The organism is Streptomyces stelliscabiei, assembly GCF_014873495.1.
Classification (GTDB): Bacteria; Actinomycetota; Actinomycetes; order Streptomycetales; family Streptomycetaceae; genus Streptomyces; species Streptomyces bottropensis.
Genome location: NZ_JADBGF010000001.1, coordinates 7391616 through 7412567, shown reverse-complemented (window position 1 = coordinate 7412567; position 20952 = coordinate 7391616). Strand labels below are relative to the sequence as shown.

Here is a 20952-nt window from a genome sequence, read left to right as displayed (position 1 = left end):
AACGCCCGTGCAGTGGACCCTGGTCGTACCCGTGAAGCCCCTGGCGCGGGCCAAGAGCAGGCTCTCGGACACCGCCGCCGACGCGGTGCGCCCCGGCCTGGCCCTCGCCTTCGCCCAGGACACCGTGGCCGCGGCCCTGGCCGCCACGGCGGTGTCCGGTGTGGTGGTGGTCACGGACGACCCCCTCGCCGCGCGCGAACTGGCCGCCCTGGGTGCCCACACCGTCCCGGAGGACCCCCGCGGCGACTCCGGGGACGGTCTGAACGCCGCCCTGCGGCACGGAACGGCCGTCGTGCGCGATGTACGCCCGCAAAGCCCCGTGGCGGCCCTGAACGCCGATCTGCCCGCGCTGCGCCCCGGGGAATTGACCCGGGTGCTGAACGCGGCCGCCGCATTCCCCCGCTCTTTCCTCCCGGACGCGGCCGGCACCGGCACCACCCTGCTCGCGGCGGCCCCCGGTCACGATCTCGCCCCCGTCTTCGGTCCCGGTTCCCGGGTGCGCCACCGTCGCTCCGGCGCCGTGGAACTCGCCGTCACCGCCGTCGATTCCGTGCGCCAGGACGTCGACACCGGTGACGACCTCCGCGCCGCGCTCGGCCTCGGCGTCGGCCCCCGGACGGCCGCGGCCGCCGCGCGCCTGCTGATCCCCGGCCAGTAGGCTGCGGCCATGCAGGCCACCGCGTACACCTACGACCCCGCCACCCGCACCGGCCAGGTGCTCCTGGACGACGGCACCCCGGTCCCGTTCGGCGCCCCGGCCTTCGACGCGGGCGCCCTGCGTCTGCTCCGCCCGGGGCAGCGGGTCAGGATCGAGACGGAGGGCGAGGGGGAGACCCTGCGCATCACCCTGATCACCTTGCAGACGTTCTGAACTCCTGCCGGGATCTTCCCCGGAACACGCCGCGGGCCGGGCTCCACCATCAGGAGCCCGGCCCGGCGCGTGTGAGTACCAGGCGCCCTATGCCTGGCGGGCGGCGGTCTTCTTCGCGGTCGTCTTGCGAGCCGTCGACTTCTTGGCCGGGGCCTTCTTGGCCGTGGCCTTCTTCGCCGGCGCGCTCTTCGCGGCCGTCTTCTTGGCGGCCGTCGACTTCGACGCCGTGGTCTTCTTCGCGGCGGTCGACTTCGCGGTCGTCTTCTTCGCGGTCGCCTTCTTCGCCGTGGTCTTCTTCGCGGCGGCCGTCGTCTTCTTGGCGGCGGCCGAGGTGGTCTTGCGGGCGGTCGTCTTCTTGGCGGCCGTCTTCTTCGCCGCCGCCTTCTTGACCGTCGCCGAAGCCCCACCGCTCAGGCTGCCCTTGGGCGCCTTCTTGACCGCGACCTCGCCACCACGGGGAAGCTTCTTCGAACCGCTCACCAGGTCCTTGAAACCCTGGCCCGCGCGGAAACGCGGCACGGAGGTCTTCTTGACCCGAACCCGCTCACCCGTCTGCGGGTTGCGGGCGTAACGGGCCGGCCGGTCGACCTTCTCGAACGAACCGAAGCCGGTGACCGACACCCGGTCCCCGGCGACGACCGCGCGGACGATGGCGTCCAGAACGGCGTCGACCGCGTCGGCGGCCTGCTGACGCCCGCCGACCTTGTCCGCAATCGCTTCTACGAGCTGCGCCTTGTTCACGTCTTCCCCTTCGGAGACATCGCCAGAACGAAAGTGTTCAAGCTTTTCGCACGTTAGGCAGATATATACCGCAAATCAAACACGAAACGGGCTTATCACCCTTGTGCCGCAACGAACTCGGCAGCCACGGAGTTCTCTCAGCGGTCCTCTACGGGCATTCGCCCCTCGTCGAGGTCCGTCGTGAAGCCCTCCAGCCGCCTTGCCGCGTCGGCGAGATCGTGCTTGGCCACGGCCGTAATGACCAGCAGCTTCCGGGTCAGCGCCATGCGTACGCCCTCCGGGACTTGCAGTGCGCGCACTCTTGCGTGCGCTTCCTTGAGTTGGCCCGCGACCGCCGTATAGAGCTCGAGTTGGCCGTCGTGTTCCATGCACAGATTGTGCCATCTGGGGCGAGTTGTCGCCTGCGCAGGGGGCAACTGCCGCCTTCCGGAGACCTGAGGAGCACTGCCGGTCGATGCCACACCATGGTGCGCGTACCCCAGCAATCACCTTTGTAACTAGGGGAGTTGAAACCTTTCTGCACATGACTTCGAAGGTCTCCGAACCCGGACATGCAGGTACCCCCAACCGTGCCCGATTGGGGGTACCTGGGGGTGTCGCGGTGGCTGGAATGCGCCTTGCACGGGCCGCCCGGCGGGTGGCTCGCGCCGGGCGGATCAGACTTTCAGCGTCCTCGGCTTGTACGACGGCCGCTTGGCCTCGTACGCGGAGATGTCGGCCTCGTTCTGGAGGGTGATGGAGATGTCGTCCAGCCCGTTCAGCAGCCGCCAGCGGGAGTTCTCGTCCAGCTCGAAGGAGGCGGTGATGCCCTCGGCGCGCACCTCGCGGGACTGGAGGTCGACCGTGATCTCGGCCTGCGGGTCGTTCTCCGCGAGCTGCTGCAGCGCCTCCACGATCTCCTGCTCCAGGACGACCGTGAGCAGGCCGTTCTTGAGCGAGTTGCCGCGGAAGATGTCGGCGAAGCGGGAGGAGATGACGGCCTTGAAGCCGTAGTTCTGCAGCGCCCACACGGCGTGCTCACGGGAGGAGCCGGTGCCGAAGTCGGGGCCGGCCACCAGGACGGTGGCTCCCTGGCGCTCGGGCTGGTTGAGGACGAAGGTCTCGTCCTTGCGCCAGGCCTCGAACAGTCCGTCCTCGAAGCCGTCCCTGGTCACCTTCTTGAGCCAGTGGGCGGGGATGATCTGGTCGGTGTCGACATTGCTGCGGCGCAGCGGGACGGCCCGGCCGGTGTGGGTGGTGAATGCTTCCATGGCTGTTCAGACTCCAGCGGGCGCGGGGGTGTCGGTCAGGTCGGCGGGGGACGCCAGGTGGCCCAGGACGGCCGTCGCCGCGGCGACCTGCGGCGACACCAGGTGGGTACGGCCGCCCTTGCCCTGCCTGCCCTCGAAGTTGCGGTTGGAGGTGGACGCGGAGCGCTCACCGGGGGCCAGCTGGTCCGGGTTCATGCCCAGACACATCGAGCAGCCCGCGTGCCGCCACTCGGCGCCGGCCTCCTTGAAGACGACGTCCAGGCCCTCGGAGACGGCCTGCAGACCGACCCGCGCGGAGCCGGGGACGACCAGCATCCGTACGCCGTCGGCGACTTTGCGGCCCTTGATCAGGTCGGCGGCGGCGCGCAGGTCCTCGATGCGGCCGTTGGTGCACGAACCTACGAAGACGGTGTCCACGTCGATGGACTTCAGCGGCTGGCCGGCCTCCAACCCCATGTACTCCAGGGCCTTTTCGGCGGCGTGGCGCTCCGAAGCGTCCTCGTACGAAGCCGGGTCGGGGACCGACGCCGAAAGCGGCGCGCCCTGGCCGGGGTTGGTGCCCCAGGTGACGAACGGCGACAGGGAGGCACCGTCGATGATCACCTCGGCGTCGAACTCGGCGTCCTCGTCCGTCCTCAGCGTCTTCCAGTACGCGACGGCCGCGTCCCAGTCCGCACCCTCGGGGGCGTGCGGACGGCCCTTGAGGTAGTCGAAGGTGGTCTCGTCGGGGGCGATCATGCCCGCGCGGGCGCCGGCCTCGATCGACATGTTGCAGATGGTCATGCGGGCCTCCATCGAGAGCTTCTCGATGGCGGGGCCGCGGTACTCCAGGACATAGCCCTGGCCGCCGCCGGTACCGATCTTGGCGATGATCGCGAGGATCAGGTCCTTGGCGGTGACGCCGTCGGGCAGCTCGCCCTCGACCGTGATGGCCATGGTCTTCGGGCGGACCAGCGGCAGCGTCTGGGTCGCCAGCACATGCTCCACCTGGGAGGTGCCGATACCGAACGCCAGACCGCCGAAGGCGCCGTGCGTGGAGGTGTGGGAGTCACCACAGACGACCGTCATGCCGGGCTGGGTGAGACCCAGCTGGGGGCCGACGACGTGCACGACGCCCTGCTCGACGTCGCCCAGCGGGTGCAGACGCACACCGAACTCGGCGGCGTTCGCGCGCAGCGTCTCCAGCTGGACGCGGGAGACCGGGTCCGCGATGGGCTTGTCGATGTCGAGGGTGGGGGTGTTGTGGTCCTCGGTCGCGATGGTCAGGTCGAGCCGGCGAACCTTCCGCCCGCTCTTGCGGAGACCGTCGAAGGCCTGGGGGCTGGTCACCTCGTGCAGCAGGTGCAGATCGATGAAGAGGAGGTCGGGCTCGCCCTCGGCGCGCCGGACGACGTGGTCGTCCCAGACCTTCTCCGCGAGTGTCCTACCCATCGCTTTCCCTCCGGCCGGCTTGTCCGAGCGCCGGCCCAACTAGAGATATCGGAGGTGGCGGGCGCACGTACCCCTCGTATGAGCGCCGGCCGCCGGGCTCGTTGGTCCGCGAGCCGTTGTTCTTCTTCCAGAGTGGCAAGGTCCACGCGAAATTGAACTTGCGTTTCACAGAGTGAGACGCGAGTATCGTTGCATGGACAACAGTAGCGGCGTCGGCGTTCTGGACAAGGCGGCCCTGGTCCTGAGCGCTCTGGAGTCCGGTCCGGCCACCCTCGCGGGTCTGGTCGGCGCCACGGGACTCGCACGGCCCACGGCCCACCGCCTGGCCGTGGCTCTGGAACACCACCGCATGGTGGCACGCGACATGCAGGGCCGGTTCATCCTCGGCCCCCGGCTGGCCGAGCTGGCCGCGGCCGCCGGCGAGGACCGCCTCCTCGCGACGGCGGGCCCGGTGCTCACGCATCTGCGCGACATCACGGGCGAGAGCGCGCAGCTGTATCGCCGACAGGGCGACATGCGTATCTGTGTCGCCGCCGCGGAGCGACTCTCGGGGCTCAGGGACACGGTCCCGGTCGGCTCGACCCTCACGATGAAGGCCGGTTCGTCGGCGCAGATCCTGATGGCCTGGGAGGAGCCGGAGCGGCTGCACCGCGGCCTCCAGGGCGCCCGCTTCACGGCCACCGCCCTCTCGGGCGTACGGCGCCGGGGCTGGGCCCAGTCCATCGGCGAGCGCGAGCCGGGCGTCGCCTCGGTCTCCGCCCCCGTGCGCGGGCCGTCGAACCGCGTGGTGGCCGCCGTCTCCGTCTCCGGCCCCATCGAGCGCCTCACCCGCCACCCCGGCCGTATGCACGCCCAGGCGGTCATCGACGCCGCGGGCCGTCTCTCGGAGGCCCTGCGCCGCACCGGTTGATCCACCACATCCCCGCCCGACCACGGGAAAAGGCCTGCCTCAACGCCGCGGCAGGCCTTTTCTCATGGGGCGACAGCAGCCGCGCCCTTCAGGGGCGCGGGGAACCGCGCGAGCAACCACGATCCACCCGCAGCCGCCCCACACAGCTCCCCCACGGCGCCCAGTACGCCAGCAGGCTAGGCACCGACCCCCCGCCGGTGAGCGAACCTCTCCTTCGCCGACCTCCCCCGCTTCTCCAGCGGCAGCACCCCCGTGGCCGCCGCGAGGCCGAACGCGGGCATGTCGGCGTAGATCGACTCGTACGAACCCTCCGGCACCACATAGGTCTCGTGCCAGAGCCCCACGTGCTGTCGCGACTTCCCCTTGCGCTCCCTGCGGTTGAGCGCCGCCCACGCCACACGGTGGAACGCGTCGGGCGCGTGCGCGTAGGCGTAGAGCTTCTCCTTGGACTCCCAGTACTGGACGACGTAGTAGGTCCGCGGTGAGGCCGTCAGCAGCACGGCGTTCAGCAGTCCCCGTTCCGGGTCCTTCCGCAGCTCCCGCAGCATCCGCGGCATCGCCGTCAGCACGGGACCCCAGTGGTGCACGGCCCAGAAGTGGTTGATCCGCGTGCCGATCAGCAGCACCACCACCTCGCCCTCGGCCGCCGCGGTGGTACGGCCGGGCGCGACCCGCTTTCCGAACATGACTCCCCCTGGTTGGTGAGCGGCACTATCCGAACTGCCGTGCTTGGATAGTGACACTTCCCAAGGAGAGGCGCAAGAGAGATGCGGCTGGCGGAGCTGAGCGAGCGCAGCGGGGTGTCCACGGCGACGATCAAGTACTACCTGCGTGAAGGCCTGTTGGCGCCGGGCCGCCAGGTCAACGCGACCACGGCGGAGTACGACGAGGAGCATCTGCGCCGGCTGCGGCTGGTGCGGGCGTTGATCCAGGTGGGCAAGGTGCCGGTGGTGAACGCCCGGGAGGTGCTCCGGCACGTGGACGACGAGTCGCTGGGCCGTACGATCCGGCTCGGCGCGGCCCTGTGGGCCCTGCCGCAGACCCCCGGCCCGGACGAGGAGGACCCGGTCACCGTCGCCGCGACGGCCGAGGTGGACCGGCTGCTGCAGCGGCTGGGCTGGGACGCGGCGCGGGAGATCGGCGCCCTCTCCCCCGTCCACCGTTCCCTGGTGGCGCTGGTCGCGACGCTGCTGCGGCTCGGCTATCCGTGCGACGCCGAAAGCATGGCCCCGTACGCCGAGTTGATGCACCAGGCAGCCGCGCGTGACCTGGACCGCATGGAGACCTGTGAGTCCGACACGGAGATGGTCGAGCAGGCGGTCTCGTCGGCGGTGCTCTTCGAGCCGGTGCTGCGCTCGCTGCACCGGCTGGCCCAGGAGGAGGAGTCGGCCCGGCGGTACGGCATCGAGTAGCCGGGACGGCCGGCCAGGGCACACGACCGGCCGGGGGCACACGACGAAGGCCCTCCACCGAAGTGGAGGGCCTTCATTCACGTACCCCCGACCGGATTCGAACCGGCGCTACCGCCTTGAGAGGGCGGCGTGCTAGGCCGCTACACAACGGGGGCCCTAGCGATCCTGCACGCGTTTAATTTACAACGCCGCAGGTCCGAGCTGGTCTACCTGGACTCGAACCAAGAATGACGGTACCAGAAACCGTAGTGTTGCCAATTACACCATAGACCAATATGGTTGATACCTTTTTTGCGTACCCCCGACCGGATTCGAACCGGCGCTACCGCCTTGAGAGGGCGGCGTGCTAGGCCGCTACACAACGGGGGCCCTAGCGATCCTGCATCGAGCGTGGTGGGAGCTACCCTGGCCACCTTCGCGGGAAGGATCTGTACCCCCGACCGGATTCGAACCGGCGCTACTGCCGTGAGAGGGCAGCGTGCTAGGCCGCTACACAACGGGGGCTTCGTGGAAGCGATCTTCCACTGGTGCAGATGAGCTCTGCGAGCTGGCCTACCTGGACTCGAACCAAGACTAACGGAACCAGAAACCGTCGTGCTGCCAATTACACCATAGGCCACTGGAACTCAAGCCCTTGAAGGGATCTTGTTCTAGTGTGCGTCTCCGGTTCCAGGCCTTTCGGCCCGCTCTCCGGCGGCGCAGGAAGAACATTACCCGAAGGTGGACGGCGCTCCAAAACGGGTATCCGAGCCGAGGATCGCCGGGAGTTCGGCGAGGGTGGCGATCCGGTGCGGCCCGACGGGCGGGTCGACGGTCGCGTAGAGGCCGCCGCGGTCGATCCACACCGACAGCAGTCCGGCGTCGGCCGCGCCCCGGCCGTCGATCTCCGGGTGGTCGCCCACGTAGGCGACCTCGTGCGGGGGCAGCTCCAGGGCCTCGCAGGCCACGTGGAACGCCTCGGCGGCCGGTTTGTGGATGCCCAGTTGCTCGGCGCACAGCACCGTCTCGAAGCGGTCCCACACGCCGAGCGCGCGGAGCTTGCGTTCCTGGACGGGGAGGCTGGAGTTGGACAGCACCGCGTGCCGGTGGCTGGCGGCCAGCGCGTCCAGGACGGGCACGACGTCCGGGAAGAGCGTCCAGGCCCGTTCGTAGTGGGCGATGTAGCGCTCGAACCAGGCGTCGGCCTCGGTGTCGCTCAGGGGCTGCCCGTGGAAGTCCCGCACCCGGTCGCGGCGGGTGGACTCCCAGTCGCCCTCGCCGGCCGCGTACCGCCGCCAGTGCAGGCTGGTCAGTTCGCGCCAGCGGGTCAGGGCGTCCTCGACGGAGTCGTGTCCGAGGAGCAGGCCCTCGGCGGCGAGATGGTCGCGCATGCCGGCCCGGTCGGCCGCGGTGTAGTCGAAAAGGGTGTCGTCGACGTCCCAGAGCACGGCCTTGATGTCCATGATCCGACGGTAGCCCGGGGCCGGGCGTCCTGTCCGGAGGTTGGGACGACGAAGGGGGCGGCACCGGGATGCCCGGGTGCCGCCCCCTTCGTCCGCGGCGGTTAAGCGGCCAGCTTCGCCAGGGCCGCGTCGATCCGGGCCAGCGTCTTCTCCCTGCCCAGGATCTCCAGGGACTCGAAGAGCGGGAGGCCGACCGTGCGGCCGGTGACGGCGACTCGGACGGGGGCCTGGGCCTTGCCGAGCTTGAGGCCGTGGGCCTCGCCGGCGGCCAGGACGGCCTCCTTCAGGGACTCGGCCGAGGCCCAGTCGGCCGCCTCCAGCTTCTCCCTCGCCGTGCGCAGGAGGGCGTCGGAGCCCTCCTTCATGGCCTTCGCCCAGCTCGCCTCGTCCTCCACCGGCTCCGGCAGGAACAGGAAGTCGACGTTCTCCGTGATCTCGGAGAGGACCTTCAGACGGGTCTGCGCGTGCGGGGCGATGGCCTCCCACTTGGCCTCGTCGAAGTCCTCGGGCGCCCAGGGGGCGAAGGGGGCCTGCAGCCAGGGGGCGCAGCGCCCGGTGAACTCCTTCACGTCCAGCAGACGGATGTGGTCGGCGTTGATCGCCTCGGCCTTCTTGAGGTCGAAGCGGGCCGGGTTGGGGTTCACGTCCGCGACGTCGAAGGCGGCGACCATCTCCTCGATCGTGAAGATGTCCTTGTCGGCGGAGAGCGACCAGCCGAGCAGGGAGAGATAGTTGAGCAGGCCCTCGGGCAGGAAGCCGCGCTCCCGGTAGAGGTTGAGCGAGGACTGCGGGTCGCGCTTCGACAGCTTCTTGTTGCCCTCGCCCATCACGTACGGCAGGTGCCCGAAGGACGGGACCTCCTTGGCGATGCCCAGCTCGATCAGCGCCTTGTAGAGGGCGATCTGGCGGGGGGTGGAGGAGAGCAGGTCCTCGCCGCGCAGGACGTGGGTGATCTCCATGAGGGCGTCGTCGACGGGGTTGACGAGCGTGTAGAGGGGGGCGCCGTTCGCGCGGACGATGCCGTAGTCCGGCACGTTCTCCGGGGTGAAGGTCAGCTCGCCGCGGACCAGGTCCGTGAAGGTGATCGTCTCGTCGGGCATCCGGAAGCGGACGATCGGCTCGCGGCCCTCGGCCTCGTAGCGCGCCTTCTGCTCCGGTGTGACCTCGCGGCACTTGCCGTCGTAGCCGGAGGGCCTGCCGGCGGCGCGGGCGGCGTCGCGGCGCTCCTCCAGCTCGGAGGCGGTGCAGTAGCAGGGGTAGGCGCGGCCGGCGTCCTTGAGCTTCTCGGCCACCTCCTGGTACGTCTCCATGCGCTGCGACTGGCGGTACGGCGCGTGGGGGCCGCCGACCTCGGGGCCCTCGTCCCAGGTGAAGCCCAGCCAGCGCAGGGAGTCCAGGAGCTGCTCGTAGGACTCCTCGGAGTCGCGGGCCGCGTCGGTGTCCTCGATGCGGAAGACGAACGTGCCGCCGGTGTGGCGGGCGAACGCCCAGTTGAACAGGGCCGTGCGGACCAGACCCACATGGGGGTTGCCGGTCGGGGACGGACAGAAACGTACGCGGACGGAGCCGTTAGCCACGCTTGATCACCTTGTTGGTGAGAGTGCCGATGCCTTCGATGGTGACGGCGACCTCGTCGCCGACGTTGAGGGGGCCGACCCCTGCCGGGGTGCCCGTGAGGATCACGTCGCCGGGGAGCAGCGTCATGGCCTCGGTGATGTTGACGATCAGGTCCTCGATGGAGTTGATCATCTCGCTGGTGCGGCCCAGCTGGCGCTGACCGCCGTTGACGGTGAGCTGGATGGTCAGGTCGCTCGGGTCGAGGTCGGTCTCCACCCAGGGGCCCAGCGGGCAGGAGGTGTCGAAGCCCTTGGCCCTGGCCCACTGCTTCTCGCGCTTCTGGACGTCCCGTGCGGTGACGTCGTTGGCGCAGGTGTAGCCGAAGATCACGTCCTTGACGCGTTCGCGCGGGACCTCGCGGCACAGCCGGCCGATGACGACGGCCAGCTCGGCCTCGTGGTGCAGTTCCTGGGAGAACGCGGGGTACTGGATGTCGTCGCCGGAGCCGATCACCGAGGTGGCCGGCTTGAAGAAGGCGAACGGGGCGTCCGGGACCTCGTTGCCCAGCTCGCGCGCGTGTTCGGCGTAGTTGCGGCCGAAGGCCACGACCTTGTTGGGGAGCACCGGCGGCAGCAGCCTGACCTTGCTGAGCGGGACCTTCGTACCGGAGAGCTGGAAGTCCGCGAACGGGATGCCCTTGATGATGTCGAGGACGAGCTCGTCCGGCTTGTCGCCCTCGATCGCGCCGAAGGCTACGTTCCCGTCGATGGAGAACCTGGCGATGCGCACGGGATGCCTGCGCCCCCTTGACTGAGCTGGCTGGAGTATGACGGTCCAGGCTAACGCGGGGCGGGGCGGCCGCCTCGCGCATTACTCGCCCACGCAGGGCGAAGGGCGCCCGGCAGGTGTGCCGGGCGCCCTTCGCCGTGCGTACGCGCGGGAGTCCGCACGGGTCTCGGGAAAATCTTCACCGGAACCGCGTTGAGCGGGGGGCGGATTCCCTGCGTACTTGAGCTTGCAACTACTCCGCCGCCTGGACCGGGACCGTCATCAGGACCGTCCGGCGGGGGTTGGCGGTCTGGGAGGGGAGGTCGACGGAGTGCTCCTGCTCCGGCGTGCGCAGGTCCTCGGCGTCGGCGAGGTGGGCCAGCGTCGTGCGCCGGGGGTTGGCTATGTTGCGGAACATCGTCGTCGTCTTCACTGTTGTCCTGGACCTCGTCGTGTGCGGGCGCCGGGCGGACCGCAAGGGCCGTCCCACAAGCGCGGGTTGTCGGATTCGCCATCCCTGTAAAGCGTCAGGCTAAACATCCAATTCCCGGGTCAAGTCGTGAAGAAGGCATGATCGGCGTGTGAGTTTGCTCACTCAGTCATGGGCAAAACGGTCAATTCAGGCCATCCATACACCTTCACCAAACGGGCATAACGCACCTGAAGCGCCCATTCCGCTCCTGATCATGGCGACTAGGACACCCTGCTCACGCCATGGGATCGCACGGGTATGTCCGTTATCGACGCAAACACCTTCCACGCCCCGTGACACGGTCCTCACATGCTGTCACAGTGAACAGACCGTTACCCATTGGCCTTGTTGGAGATCCGGCACTGTGCTGGAATTCCACGGACCGCCGCAGGATCGTGCCGGCGCGCAGGGGCGCAGAAGAAACAGCGCCTGGCGGCGGTGGGAGGGGGAGCCAGCGCCGGTCACTCACGACCACCAATTGGGGACGTATTCAGGGCGCCCCCGAAGACGCCGACACCGTCCCGCCGTTCACGCGGTGGGGCGCCTGGTCCAGAGGTTGCGACGCTAGTGCAGGGACGTTTCAAGAGGGATGGCAGCGCTTCGGCGGAGCCGGAGCCACACAACGGAACCGGTAACGGTTCCTCCCCCCAGCACGCCCAGAACCCGGGTCCGGCGGAGATCGGCGACGGCGGGGAGCGCTCAGGGCGCCCCGGCGCGTCAGTTGCTCCCCAGGCGTCCGGGAAATCCAAGGGCGGCACCAACGGCGGGGCCACGAGCGGCTCCCGAATAGCCCTGCGCAACTGGCGCATCTCCACCCGTCTGGTCTCGCTGCTCGCGCTCCCCGTGGTGGCGGCGACCTCGCTCGGTGCCCTGCGCATCGGCGACAACGTGGACGACATCCAGCAGCTCGACAACATGCGGCTGCTCACGGACATGACCAAGCAGGCGACCGAGCTGGCCACCGCGCTCCAGCAGGAGCGCGACCTGTCCGCCGGTCCCCTCGCGCACGGTCTGAACGCCAACGACTACACGGTCAAGGGCGCCCGCGAGAAGACGGACCAGGCCCGCGTCCAGTTCACCGACGCGACCCAGGCCGCCGAGACCGCGAACACCACCGAGAAGATGCCCGGTGTGCGCGACAGCCTCGTCCGGGTCGTGCGCGAGCTCTACAACCTGAGCACCATCCGCAAGAACGCCTACGTGGACCCCAAGAACTCCACGCAGACGGTCGAGGCCTACCACCGCCTCGTCGACCAGCTGCTGGACCTGTCCACGGACATGGCCGAGGCCACCAGCAACCCGGACATGATCAAGCGGACCCGTGCCCTGGCGGCGTTCTCCTCCGCCAAGGAGTACGCCTCCGTGCAGCGCGCGGTCATCGCGGCGGCCCTGCCCGAGACCGACGACAAGGCCGGCAAGCTCTCCGAGAACGACCGGCTGTACGCGAACGCGGCGCTGGCGAACGAGGAGTCCGACCGCAGCACCTTCTCCGACATCTACGGTTCCGGTGCCGAGGAACTCACCAGGCCGATCGACGACGCGAGCCCGACCATCGAGGCCTCCGACGTCTACGCGGACCGGGTCCTCGCCAGCGCGGGCGGTCTGGGCGGGCAGGACAAGCGCTCGTACAAGGACTGGACCGACGACTCCGCCGCCAAGATCGAGCAGATGAAGAAGATCGAGGGCTCGCTCCTCGAGGAGATGGAACAGACCGCCCGCAACCTCCGCGCCGACGCGGAGCAAGAGGCGATCATCTCCGGTGCGCTGATCCTCCTCGTCCTCGGTGTCTCCCTGGTCGGCGCGTTCGTCGTGGCCCGGTCCATGATCCGCTCGCTGCGCCGGCTGCAGGACACCGCGACCAAGGTCGCCCAGGACCGGCTGCCCGAGCTGGTCAAGCAGCTGTCGGAGTCGGATCCGCAGGACGTCGACACCTCAGTCGAGTCCGTCGGTGTGCACTCCCGGGACGAGATCGGCCAGGTGGCCGCGGCCTTCGACGACGTGCACCGCGAGGCCGTCCGCCTCGCCGCCGAGCAGGCCCTCCTGCGGGGCAACGTCAACGCGATGTTCACCAACCTCTCGCGCCGCTCCCAGGGCCTCATCCAGCGTCAGCTGTCGCTCATCTCCGAACTGGAGTCGCGCGAGGCCGACCCGGACCAGCTGTCCTCCCTCTTCAAGCTCGACCACCTCGCCACCCGCATGCGCCGTAACGGCGAGAACCTCCTCGTCCTCGCCGGTGAGGAACCCGGCCGCCGCTGGACCCGACCGGTCCCGCTGGTCGACGTGCTCCGCGCCGCCGCGTCCGAGGTGGAGCAGTACGAGCGCATCGAACTGTCCTCCGTGCCGACGACCGAGGTCGCCGGCCGCGTGGTCAACGACCTCGTGCACCTGCTCGCCGAGCTGCTGGAGAACGCCACCTCCTTCTCCTCGCCGCAGACCAAGGTCAAGGTCACCGGTCACGCACTGCCCGACGGCCGGGTGCTGATCGAGATCCACGACACCGGTATCGGCCTCTCCCCCGAGGACCTCGCGGCGATCAACGAGCGCCTCGCCTCGCCGCCCACCGTGGACGTCTCGGTCTCCCGCCGCATGGGTCTGTTCGTGGTCGGCCGGCTGTCGCAGCGCCACGGCATCCGTATCCAGCTGCGCCCGTCCGACTCGGGCGGTACGACCGCGCTCGTCATGCTTCCCGTCGACGTGGCACAGGGCAACAAGAAGCCCACCCCGGGCAAGCCCGGCCAGGGCGCTCCCTCCACCGGTGGTCCGGCCGCCGCACAGGCCGCGGCCGGTGCCGCCGCCGCGCGTCGCCAGGCCGGCAACCAGTCGGGTCCGCCGCTCGGCGGCCCCTCCGCCGGTGGTGGCCTCCTCGGTGGTGCCCCCCAGCGTGGGCAGGTCGGCGCGGGCCAGGGCCCGCGGGCCGCGCTGCCCGGCAACCCCAGTGGTCCGGGCGGTCTCGGCAACCCCGGTGGCCCGCGTGGTCCCCAGGGGGGTCCGCCGGTGCCCCCGCAGGGCGGCCGGCCTCCGGCGGGCGCCGGTGCCGGCGGGTTCGGCGGCGGCGGTGCGTTCGGCGGCGGTCAGGCGCCCGGTGCCCCGCAGGGCCTCCAGGCCGCCGGGACCGGTGGCGCGAACGGCTTCGAGAGCTTCGACGACTCCGGACGCCAGGGCGGCTTCCCGACCGGCTCGGGCCTGCGCCCGGCCGGCGGTCCCGGTGACACCGGCGCGTCCCGTCCCGGCCCGGCCGACGGCGGTCCGGGCGCCGTACCGCCCAAGCAGGGCAAGGAACGTTCCGGCAGGCGCCGTCCGCAGCTGCCCGGCCGCGGTGGCCCGCGCGCCGAGCTGCCCGGGGGCAACGCCCCGTCGCGGACGCCCAGCTGGAGCGACGACAACGCGCAGCCTCCGGTACCGCGCGCCTCGCTGGACGCCCCGCGCGGCCACGAGGAGCAGCCGGACGTCACCGCGCCGATGCCGCGCGTCGACCCCGGCCAGGCTCCGGGCTCGCCCGCGGACTTCCCGCACAACCCGGGTGCCGACTTCGACAGCCGCCGCCCCGGCGCGGGCACGCCCGCACAGGACGGCACCGGCTCCTACATCCGCTCCGACGTCTACGGCGGGGCCGGTGCTCCGCCGGCGCCCACCGGTCCGTCCCGGGGTGCCTCGCATGACCCGTCGTCCACCGGCCAGTTCGCCGTGACGGGTTACGACGGCTCCGGCACGGGCCAGTTCCCGGCGCCGGGACGGCAGAACCCGCAGGGCACCGGCCAGTTCGGTGCTCCCGGCCGACCCGGTCCGCAGGACCCGGCGCAGTTCGGCGCGCCCGGCCGGCAGAACGGCCAGGGCCCCGGGCGGTACGACGCGCCGGGCCGGCAGAACTCCCAGGACACCGGTCAGTTCGAGCGGCCGCAGGTCAACGGGGAGGGCTTCAACGCGCCCCGCCCGCCCGTGCCGCCGCAGCGTCCCCCGGTGCCGCCACAGCGTCCGGCGCGCCCGCAGGAGCCGGAGGCACTGCCCCCGGCGACGGGTCCGATGGACGGCCGTACCCCGCTCTACGACACGCTGGAGACCAACTGGTTCCACGGTCAGGGCGGCCAGAACGGCCAGAACGGCCAGCAGCAGGGACAGCAGAGCAACGGTTCCGCGCCGCAGCAGCCTGCCGCCCCCGCTCCCCAGACTCCGGCCGCTCCTCAGCGTCCGGCGAGCCCCGCCGCGCCCGCTTCCACCAGCTGGCGCAGCACGCCCAACGACGACCTGGTCCGCCAGGCCGAACGTGCCCGACAGCCTTCGGCGGGCGGGGTCACCACCTCCGGCCTGCCGCGCCGGGTCCCGCGCGCGAACCTCGTGCCGGGCACGGCTCAGCAGCAACAGCACCAAACCGGTCCGCAGGTCTCGCGTTCGCCTGACGACGTACGCGGCCGGCTGACCAATCTCCGTCGGGGCATCGCGCAGGGTCGACAGGCCGGCAACGGCCAGACCGGCAGCTTCCCGAGCCCCACTCACCAGCAGGAGCGTTAGTTGAGCCAGATGAGCCAAGCGGCACAGAACCTCAACTGGTTGATCACCAACTTCGTGGACAACACCCCCGGGGTGTCCCACACCGTCGTCGTGTCCGCCGACGGCCTTCTTCTGGCGATGTCGGAAGGCTTCCCGCGCGACCGTGCCGATCAGCTCGCGGCCGTCGCCTCCGGACTCACCTCGCTCACGGCCGGGGCGTCCCGGATCTTCGAGGGCGGGGACGTGGCCCAGACGGTGGTCGAGATGGAACGCGGCTTCCTGTTCCTGATGTCCGTCTCCGACGGATCGTCCCTGGCCGTACTCGCCCACCCCGAGTGCGACATCGGCCTGGTCGGTTACGAGATGGCGCTGCTCGTCGACCGCGCGGGTGCCGTGCTCACGCCCGATCTGCGCGCCGAACTCCAAGGCAGTCTGCTCCACTGATGCCTGCGGATCCACAGACCTCACCACATCACCGTCAGGCCGACACAGTCCCCCCACCGGCCCCCGTCAGACGGCACGACTGACCGACATGCTGTCCCGCTCGGAGGATCAATGACCCCGCCCACCGCTCCTCACGATCCGTACGCAGAGCCGTACGGAGACGAGGGCGACCAGCCTCTGGTTCGGCCGTACGCCATGACCGGTGGCCGGACGCGGCCGCGTTACCAGCTCGCCCTCGAGGCGCTGATCAGCACGACGGCAGACCCCGCGCACCTGACGGGACTGCTCCCCGAGCACCAGCGGATCTGTCACCTGTGCCGCGAGGTGAAGTCGGTGGCCGAGGTGTCGGCCCTGCTGTCCATGCCGCTCGGTGTGGCACGGATCCTTGTCGCGGACCTCGCCGAGGCCGGACTCGTCGCGATCCACCAGCCCGGTGGCGACGAGAACGCCGGTGGTGCCCCGGACGTGACTCTGCTGGAAAGGGTTCTCAGTGGACTTCGGAAGCTCTGAATCGGGGCGGGCCACCACCTCGGCGAAGATCGTGGTGGCGGGTGGCTTCGGCGTGGGCAAGACCACGTTCGTCGGGGCCGTCTCGGAGATCAACCCGCTGCGTACCGAGGCCGTCATGACGTCCGCGTCCGCGGGCATCGACGACCTCACCCACACCGGAGACAAGACGACCACCACGGTCGCCATGGACTTCGGCCGCATCACCCTCGACCAGGACCTCATCCTGTACCTGTTCGGCACCCCCGGACAGGACCGCTTCTGGTTCATGTGGGACGACCTCGTCCGCGGCGCCATCGGCGCCATCGTCCTCGTCGACACCCGCCGCCTCGCCGACTGCTTCCCCGCCGTCGACTACTTCGAGAACAGCGGCCTCCCCTTCGTCATCGCCCTCAACGGCTTCGAGGGGCACCAGCCCTACACGCCGGACGAGGTACGTGAGGCACTCCAGATCGGGCCCGACACCCCGATCATCACGACGGACGCCCGCCACCGCGCGGACGCCAAGTCGGCCCTGATCACCCTCGTCGAGCACGCCCTCATGGCACGGCTGCGGTAGTTCCGCGGGGCCGAAGTACCACGACTGGGACCAAAACAGGACCCAAGTCCACAACCGCATAAGACAGTTGTCGTAGTTACACCGGAGCCGGCTGTGTCCTTTGACACGGTCGGCCCCGGTGTTCATAACGTTTCGACAGAGAAATAGGGTGGTACGACCACGCGTCGCGGTCGATCAGTACCACTGCGCTCACCTTGCCCCCGCTTTTTGGCGCGGCTCGCTCTTTATGACCGTTTTATCTGGGACTTACATCACGCGGAATCGTTGCCTCCCAGTGTTTGGAAGTCCTCAGCGTGACGTGCTGGAATGCCTGAACTGCCCATTAGTCAAAGACGTACTAGGGCGTGGAGTCACCCGCGGCACGACGTAGGTGCCGGCGCCGAGAGGTTGTTGGTCGAGTGAGGCGAAGCAAGAAAGGTCCCGAGCCGTCGGCGCGGGGCAACTTCACCCCGCCGCCGCGCGGAGCGGCACCCGCACAAGTGACCGGGCCGGAGCCGACGGCAGCTCCCGCGTCCAGCGGAAGTCGTCTCTCCCCCCGCAACTGGCGTGTACCCACGCGTCTGAACGCGATCCTCCTCATACCCGTGCTGGTCGGCCTGGTCATGGGCGGCTTCCAGGTGAAGAACTCGATCGACACCTGGCAGGACGCCCGGGACGCGGAGAAGGTCGCCAAGATCGTATCCGCCGCCGGCGTCTACGCGGAGGCACTCCTCAACGAGCGGGACATCTCCGCCCAGCCGCTGCTGGACGGCGACCGCGACAGCGAGGTCGTCAAGGACGCCCGCGCCTTCACCGACGAGAAGGCCGACGCCTTCCACGCGGAGGTCGTCGGAATGCCGTCCGGGCAGGGCCTGGAGCGCCGGCTGCGTCTGGTGGAGGAGGCCGAGCCCGCGCTGGAGAAGCTCCGGCAGACCGCCTTCACCCGGGCCGCCGACCCGGTACAGACCGAAGAGGGCTACGTCACCGTCGAGCACCTCCTGGCGGAGTTCTCCAACGAGCTGGGACTCGGTACCGGCAACATCACCGCGTACGGCCGTACGGTCTACGCGGTCACGCTCGCCAAGGGCGCCGCCTCCCTGCAGCGCTCGATCGGCACCCACCTGCTGGTCCGGCCCAGCGAGGACCAGAAAATCTTCCGTCAGCAGGTCACCGCGTTCACCTCGTACGCGTACCTGGAGAACATCGCCGTACAGGAGTACGTCTCCGGCGGTACCGAGGCCGACGCCGCGCGCCTGGAGTCGGTCATGGCGCAGAAGACCGAAGAGGGCAAGAAGCAGGCCGCCGAGGCCGCGGCCAAGGACAAGAACTACGTCCCGCCGCCGGACACCATGCTGAAGATGATCCAGGCGATCGGCAGCGGCGCCTCGCCCGAGGACCTGGCGAAGCAGGGCGTCACCTACCAGAACTGGATGGCGGCCTCGACTCTCAAGTTCGAGGGCTACAGCGAGGTCGAGACCGAGCTGATCAACCGCGCGGTGGCCGAGGCCGGACAGATCGCCTCCGACGCCCAGCGCGACGCCTACATCAACGGCGCCATCGTCATCGTCGCCCTGCTCGCCGCGTTCATCATCGCCGGGATCATGGCCCGCCAGATGAGCCGTTCGATGCGCCAGCTGCGCAACGCCGCCTTCGGCATCGCCGAGCAGCGTCTGCCGATGCTGGTCGACCAGCTCTCGCGCACCGACCCCGGCCGCGTCGACACCCGCGTCGCGCCGATCCCCATCAACAGCACGGACGAGATCGGCGAGGTCGCGCGCGCCTTCGACCAGGTCCACCGTGAGGCCGTCCGGCTCGCCGCCGAGCAGGCCCTGCTGCGGGGCAACATCAACGCGATCTTCACCAACCTCTCGCGCCGCAACCAGTCGCTGATCGAGGGCCAGCTGACCCTCATCACCGACCTGGAGAACAACGAGGCCGACCCGGACCAGCTGGAGAACCTCTTCAAGCTGGACCACCTGGCCACCCGTATGCGCCGCAACGGCGAGAACCTCCTGGTCCTCGCCGGCGAGGAGCCCGGCCGCCGCTGGGACCAGCCGGTCCCGCTGATCGACGTGCTGCGCGCCGCCTCCTCCGAGGTGGAGCAGTACGAGCGCATCGAGCTGTCCGGCGTCCCGGAGGCCGAGATCCACGGCCGCGCCGTGACCGACCTCGTGCACCTGCTCGCCGAGCTGCTGGAGAACGCCACCACGTTCTCCTCCCCGCAGACCAAGGTCCGCGTCACCGCGACCCGACTGCCCGACGGCCGCGTGATGATCGAGATCCACGACAAGGGCATCGGCCTCACCGCCGAGGACTTCGCGGACATCAACCACAAGCTGGCCAACCCGCCGACCGTGGACGCCGCGATCTCGCAGCGCATGGGTCTGTTCGTGGTCGGCCGGCTGTCCGACCGGCACGGCATCCGCGTCCAGCTCCGCCCCTCGGGCGAGCAGGCCGGGACGACCTCGCTGGTCATGCTCCCCGACGTCATCACCCACGGTGGCGGTGGCGAGCAGCAGCCGGCGGCCGACCAGTTCACGGTCTCGCAGATCATCCCGGAGCAGCAGCACGCGTTCCAGCAGCCGGCCGTGGCCCCGATGCGGACCGCCGCCGAGCTGGGCTTCGACGACAGCCGCTACGAGATCCCGGACGACCTGCGCGACCTGGACCCCGTGGGCCGCTCGCTGATACGCGAGGAGCGCCGTGCGGCCCTGGAGTCGCAGGCGCACCAGAGCCCTCAGCTGCCCCCGGGCCAGACGCCGCGCTACGGCGACGACTTCCAGTCCCCCGAACCGTCCTACGACAACGGCGCGACGGCCTACGTGGACCCGCAGCGGTCGTTCGACCAGCAGACGGCGTACGAGGAGCCGCAGCAGCCGTCGTACGACGAGACGTACTTCGGCCAGGGCGGCAACGGCATGGCGAACGGCAACGGGCACCTGCCGGGCGGGAACGACACGTTCTCCGCCACCGGCGGCTACCCCGAGCCCTCCTATGCGGAGTCCGTCCAGGAGGAGCACACGGCAGCCGCCGCGAGCGCCCCGGAGTCGTACGCGGGCTTCGACGAGCAGCCCTATCAGGACGACTGGCCGCAGCAGCAGGACTACCAGAGCTCGTACCGCTCCGAGTACGCTCCGGAACCGGAATCTTCGCAGGCCGCTGACGTGAAGGAGCCGGACCGCGTAGGCTTCGACCGTCCGGGACCCACACCCTCCGCCGGCCACGCGCTGACCGACGCCGGCCTGCCCCGCCGCGGATCCACCGCGAGCATGGGCGGCACGAGCGCGGGCGCCGTGAACGGACGGCAGGAAGTGGCCCAGGACCAGCCGACGGCCGGGGGACCGAACGGCGACTGGCGCTCGGACAACGACGCGCGCTGGCAGCAGGCCTCCCAGCTGAAGAAGCCCAAGGCGGGCGGGGTCACCTCCTCCGGCCTGCCGCGGCGGGTGCCCAAGGCCAACCTGGTCGAGGGCGCCGCCCAGACGACCCCGCAGGGAGGTCCACAGATCTCCCGCGCTCCCGAGGACGTCCGGGGCAGGCTGAGCAACCTGCGCCGGGGTGTCCAGCGTGGGCGCAACGCAAGCAGTGAAACGAACGGCCAGGCCACTAGGAATCACCACAGTGGGCCTGACAGCACCTACAACCAGGAGCGTTAGTGTGAGCCCGATGAGCCAGGCGGCGCAGAACCTGAACTGGTTGATCACCAATTTCGTGGACAACACCCCCGGGGTGTCGCACACGGTGGTGGTCTCCGCCGACGGACTCCTTCTGGCGATGTCCGAAGGTTTTCCCCGTGACCGTGCCGACCAGCTGGCGGCCGTCGCGTCGGGTCTGACCTCTCTGACCGCGGGTGCCTCCCGCATCTTCGAAGGTGGCAGCGTCAATCAGACGGTTGTGGAGATGGAGCGGGGATTCCTGTTCATCATGTCCGTTTCCGACGGTTCCTCGCTCGCCGTTCTCGCACATCCGGAGGCCGACATCGGTCTCATCGGGTACGAGATGGCCCTTCTGGTGGACCGTGCCGGTACGGTCCTGACGCCCGATCTTCGTGCGGAGCTCCAGGGCAGCCTGCTCAACTAACAGTCAGACGGTGCGTTTTGGCGTCCCGGGGCCGTAAGGTTTCG

The 20952-nt window shown here is 69.9% G+C and carries 19 protein-coding genes and 5 tRNA genes; 10 read left to right on the top strand and 14 right to left on the bottom strand.

The features are described from left to right. Nucleotides 1-7: 7 nt before the first annotated feature. Nucleotides 8-658 carry a 2-phospho-L-lactate guanylyltransferase gene (gene cofC, locus H4687_RS32970; protein WP_046913019.1) on the top strand — a complete coding sequence of 217 codons (651 nt, stop codon included), beginning with the start codon at nucleotides 8-10 and terminating at the stop codon, nucleotides 656-658. A gap of 9 nt (nucleotides 659-667) precedes the next feature. After that, entirely contained in the window at nucleotides 668-871 is a 204-nt protein-coding gene (locus H4687_RS32965; protein WP_005479889.1) for a hypothetical protein, read from the top strand. Between the two features lie 87 nt (nucleotides 872-958). On the opposite strand, the gene H4687_RS32960 is transcribed toward H4687_RS32965, so the two are convergent. The 4 genes from H4687_RS32960 to leuC all read right to left on the bottom strand — a co-directional run bounded on the left by H4687_RS32960 (nucleotide 959) and on the right by leuC (nucleotide 4293). Next, nucleotides 959-1612, bottom strand: coding sequence for an HU family DNA-binding protein (locus tag H4687_RS32960; RefSeq protein WP_046913018.1), 654 nt, complete (start codon nucleotides 1610-1612; stop codon nucleotides 959-961). Nucleotides 1613-1749: 137 nt separating this feature from the next. Next, nucleotides 1750-1980: an SCO5555 family protein gene (locus tag H4687_RS32955; RefSeq protein ID WP_020665515.1), complete on the bottom strand. Its 231-nt coding sequence runs from the start codon at nucleotides 1978-1980 to the stop codon at nucleotides 1750-1752. A gap of 288 nt (nucleotides 1981-2268) precedes the next feature. Continuing rightward, entirely contained in the window at nucleotides 2269-2862 is a 594-nt protein-coding gene (gene leuD, locus H4687_RS32950) for a 3-isopropylmalate dehydratase small subunit (RefSeq protein WP_046913017.1), read from the bottom strand. A gap of 6 nt (nucleotides 2863-2868) precedes the next feature. After that, nucleotides 2869-4293, bottom strand: a complete 1425-nt coding sequence (leuC, locus tag H4687_RS32945) for a 3-isopropylmalate dehydratase large subunit (RefSeq protein ID WP_046913016.1) — start codon at nucleotides 4291-4293, stop codon at nucleotides 2869-2871. 193 nt (nucleotides 4294-4486) lie between these two features. Between leuC and ndgR the strand changes: the two genes are divergently transcribed. Further along, entirely contained in the window at nucleotides 4487-5203 is a 717-nt protein-coding gene (gene ndgR, locus H4687_RS32940; protein WP_003993203.1) for an IclR family transcriptional regulator NdgR, read from the top strand. Nucleotides 5204-5379: 176 nt separating this feature from the next. Here ndgR and H4687_RS32935 read toward each other — a convergent pair whose 3' ends face one another. After that, nucleotides 5380-5889: a DUF4188 domain-containing protein gene (locus tag H4687_RS32935; protein WP_046913015.1), complete on the bottom strand. Its 510-nt coding sequence runs from the start codon at nucleotides 5887-5889 to the stop codon at nucleotides 5380-5382. Nucleotides 5890-5970: 81 nt separating this feature from the next. Between H4687_RS32935 and H4687_RS32930 the strand changes: the two genes are divergently transcribed. Further along, nucleotides 5971-6615 (top strand): MerR family transcriptional regulator, encoded by a 645-nt coding sequence (locus H4687_RS32930; RefSeq protein WP_046913014.1) that lies wholly within the window; start codon nucleotides 5971-5973, stop codon nucleotides 6613-6615. 82 nt (nucleotides 6616-6697) lie between these two features. Here H4687_RS32930 and H4687_RS32925 read toward each other — a convergent pair. The 9 genes from H4687_RS32925 to H4687_RS32885 all read right to left on the bottom strand — a co-directional run bounded on the left by H4687_RS32925 (nucleotide 6698) and on the right by H4687_RS32885 (nucleotide 10815). After that, nucleotides 6698-6770 (bottom strand) — tRNA-Glu (locus H4687_RS32925). A 46-nt stretch (nucleotides 6771-6816) separates the two neighbouring features. After that, nucleotides 6817-6888, bottom strand: a tRNA-Gln gene (locus tag H4687_RS32920). A gap of 23 nt (nucleotides 6889-6911) precedes the next feature. Continuing rightward, nucleotides 6912-6984 (bottom strand) — tRNA-Glu (locus H4687_RS32915). A gap of 62 nt (nucleotides 6985-7046) precedes the next feature. Next, a tRNA-Glu gene (locus H4687_RS32910) sits at nucleotides 7047-7119 on the bottom strand. A 43-nt stretch (nucleotides 7120-7162) separates the two neighbouring features. Next, nucleotides 7163-7234: transfer RNA gene (locus tag H4687_RS32905), tRNA-Gln, on the bottom strand. Between the two features lie 91 nt (nucleotides 7235-7325). Continuing rightward, complete coding sequence (locus H4687_RS32900) at nucleotides 7326-8057, bottom strand: HAD family hydrolase (protein ID WP_046913013.1); 732 nt, start codon at nucleotides 8055-8057, stop codon at nucleotides 7326-7328. Between the two features lie 101 nt (nucleotides 8058-8158). Next, nucleotides 8159-9634, bottom strand: a complete 1476-nt coding sequence (gene gltX / locus H4687_RS32895; protein WP_078907346.1) for a glutamate--tRNA ligase — start codon at nucleotides 9632-9634, stop codon at nucleotides 8159-8161. Next, on the bottom strand, nucleotides 9627-10403 hold the full coding sequence (locus H4687_RS32890) for a fumarylacetoacetate hydrolase family protein (RefSeq protein WP_046913011.1): 777 nt from the start codon (nucleotides 10401-10403) through the stop codon (nucleotides 9627-9629). The genes gltX and H4687_RS32890 overlap by 8 nt, the downstream gene beginning before the upstream one ends. 232 nt (nucleotides 10404-10635) lie before the next feature. Beyond that, on the bottom strand, nucleotides 10636-10815 hold the full coding sequence (locus H4687_RS32885; protein ID WP_005479907.1) for a hypothetical protein: 180 nt from the start codon (nucleotides 10813-10815) through the stop codon (nucleotides 10636-10638). Between the two features lie 606 nt (nucleotides 10816-11421). Here H4687_RS32885 and H4687_RS32880 point away from each other — a divergent pair. The 6 genes from H4687_RS32880 to H4687_RS32855 all read left to right on the top strand — a co-directional run bounded on the left by H4687_RS32880 (nucleotide 11422) and on the right by H4687_RS32855 (nucleotide 20908). After that, nucleotides 11422-15360: a sensor histidine kinase gene (locus H4687_RS32880; protein WP_046913010.1), complete on the top strand. Its 3939-nt coding sequence runs from the start codon at nucleotides 11422-11424 to the stop codon at nucleotides 15358-15360. Nucleotides 15361-15369: 9 nt separating this feature from the next. Beyond that, nucleotides 15370-15783 (top strand): roadblock/LC7 domain-containing protein, encoded by a 414-nt coding sequence (locus tag H4687_RS32875; protein WP_005479910.1) that lies wholly within the window; start codon nucleotides 15370-15372, stop codon nucleotides 15781-15783. A 111-nt stretch (nucleotides 15784-15894) separates the two neighbouring features. Further along, nucleotides 15895-16293: a DUF742 domain-containing protein gene (locus H4687_RS32870; protein WP_037695902.1), complete on the top strand. Its 399-nt coding sequence runs from the start codon at nucleotides 15895-15897 to the stop codon at nucleotides 16291-16293. Then, nucleotides 16274-16849: a GTP-binding protein gene (locus tag H4687_RS32865; RefSeq protein WP_013000460.1), complete on the top strand. Its 576-nt coding sequence runs from the start codon at nucleotides 16274-16276 to the stop codon at nucleotides 16847-16849. Before H4687_RS32870 ends, H4687_RS32865 begins: the two co-directional genes overlap by 20 nt. Nucleotides 16850-17247: 398 nt before the next feature. Continuing rightward, the gene (locus H4687_RS32860; protein WP_179860004.1) at nucleotides 17248-20484 is read left to right on the top strand and encodes a sensor histidine kinase; all 3237 of its coding nucleotides are present in this window, start codon (nucleotides 17248-17250) and stop codon (nucleotides 20482-20484) included. A gap of 10 nt (nucleotides 20485-20494) precedes the next feature. Beyond that, nucleotides 20495-20908 (top strand): roadblock/LC7 domain-containing protein, encoded by a 414-nt coding sequence (locus H4687_RS32855; RefSeq protein ID WP_005479603.1) that lies wholly within the window; start codon nucleotides 20495-20497, stop codon nucleotides 20906-20908. Nucleotides 20909-20952: the final 44 nt, after the last annotated feature.

Excerpts from the sequence above, each read along its gene's own strand:
- leuC (WP_046913016.1), bottom strand. The coding sequence starts at position 4,293 with ATGGGTAGGACACTCGCGGAGAAGGTCTGGGACGACCACGTCGTCCGG.
- H4687_RS32870 (WP_037695902.1), top strand. The coding sequence starts at position 15,895 with ATGACCCCGCCCACCGCTCCTCACGATCCGTACGCAGAGCCGTACGGA.
- leuD (WP_046913017.1), bottom strand. The coding sequence starts at position 2,862 with ATGGAAGCATTCACCACCCACACCGGCCGGGCCGTCCCGCTGCGCCGC.
- H4687_RS32965 (WP_005479889.1), top strand. The coding sequence starts at position 668 with ATGCAGGCCACCGCGTACACCTACGACCCCGCCACCCGCACCGGCCAG.
- H4687_RS32855 (WP_005479603.1), top strand. The coding sequence starts at position 20,495 with ATGAGCCAGGCGGCGCAGAACCTGAACTGGTTGATCACCAATTTCGTG.
- H4687_RS32900 (WP_046913013.1), bottom strand. The coding sequence starts at position 8,057 with ATGGACATCAAGGCCGTGCTCTGGGACGTCGACGACACCCTTTTCGAC.
- H4687_RS32935 (WP_046913015.1), bottom strand. The coding sequence starts at position 5,889 with ATGTTCGGAAAGCGGGTCGCGCCCGGCCGTACCACCGCGGCGGCCGAG.
- H4687_RS32930 (WP_046913014.1), top strand. The coding sequence starts at position 5,971 with ATGCGGCTGGCGGAGCTGAGCGAGCGCAGCGGGGTGTCCACGGCGACG.
- H4687_RS32875 (WP_005479910.1), top strand. The coding sequence starts at position 15,370 with ATGAGCCAAGCGGCACAGAACCTCAACTGGTTGATCACCAACTTCGTG.
- ndgR (WP_003993203.1), top strand. The coding sequence starts at position 4,487 with ATGGACAACAGTAGCGGCGTCGGCGTTCTGGACAAGGCGGCCCTGGTC.
- H4687_RS32955 (WP_020665515.1), bottom strand. The coding sequence starts at position 1,980 with ATGGAACACGACGGCCAACTCGAGCTCTATACGGCGGTCGCGGGCCAA.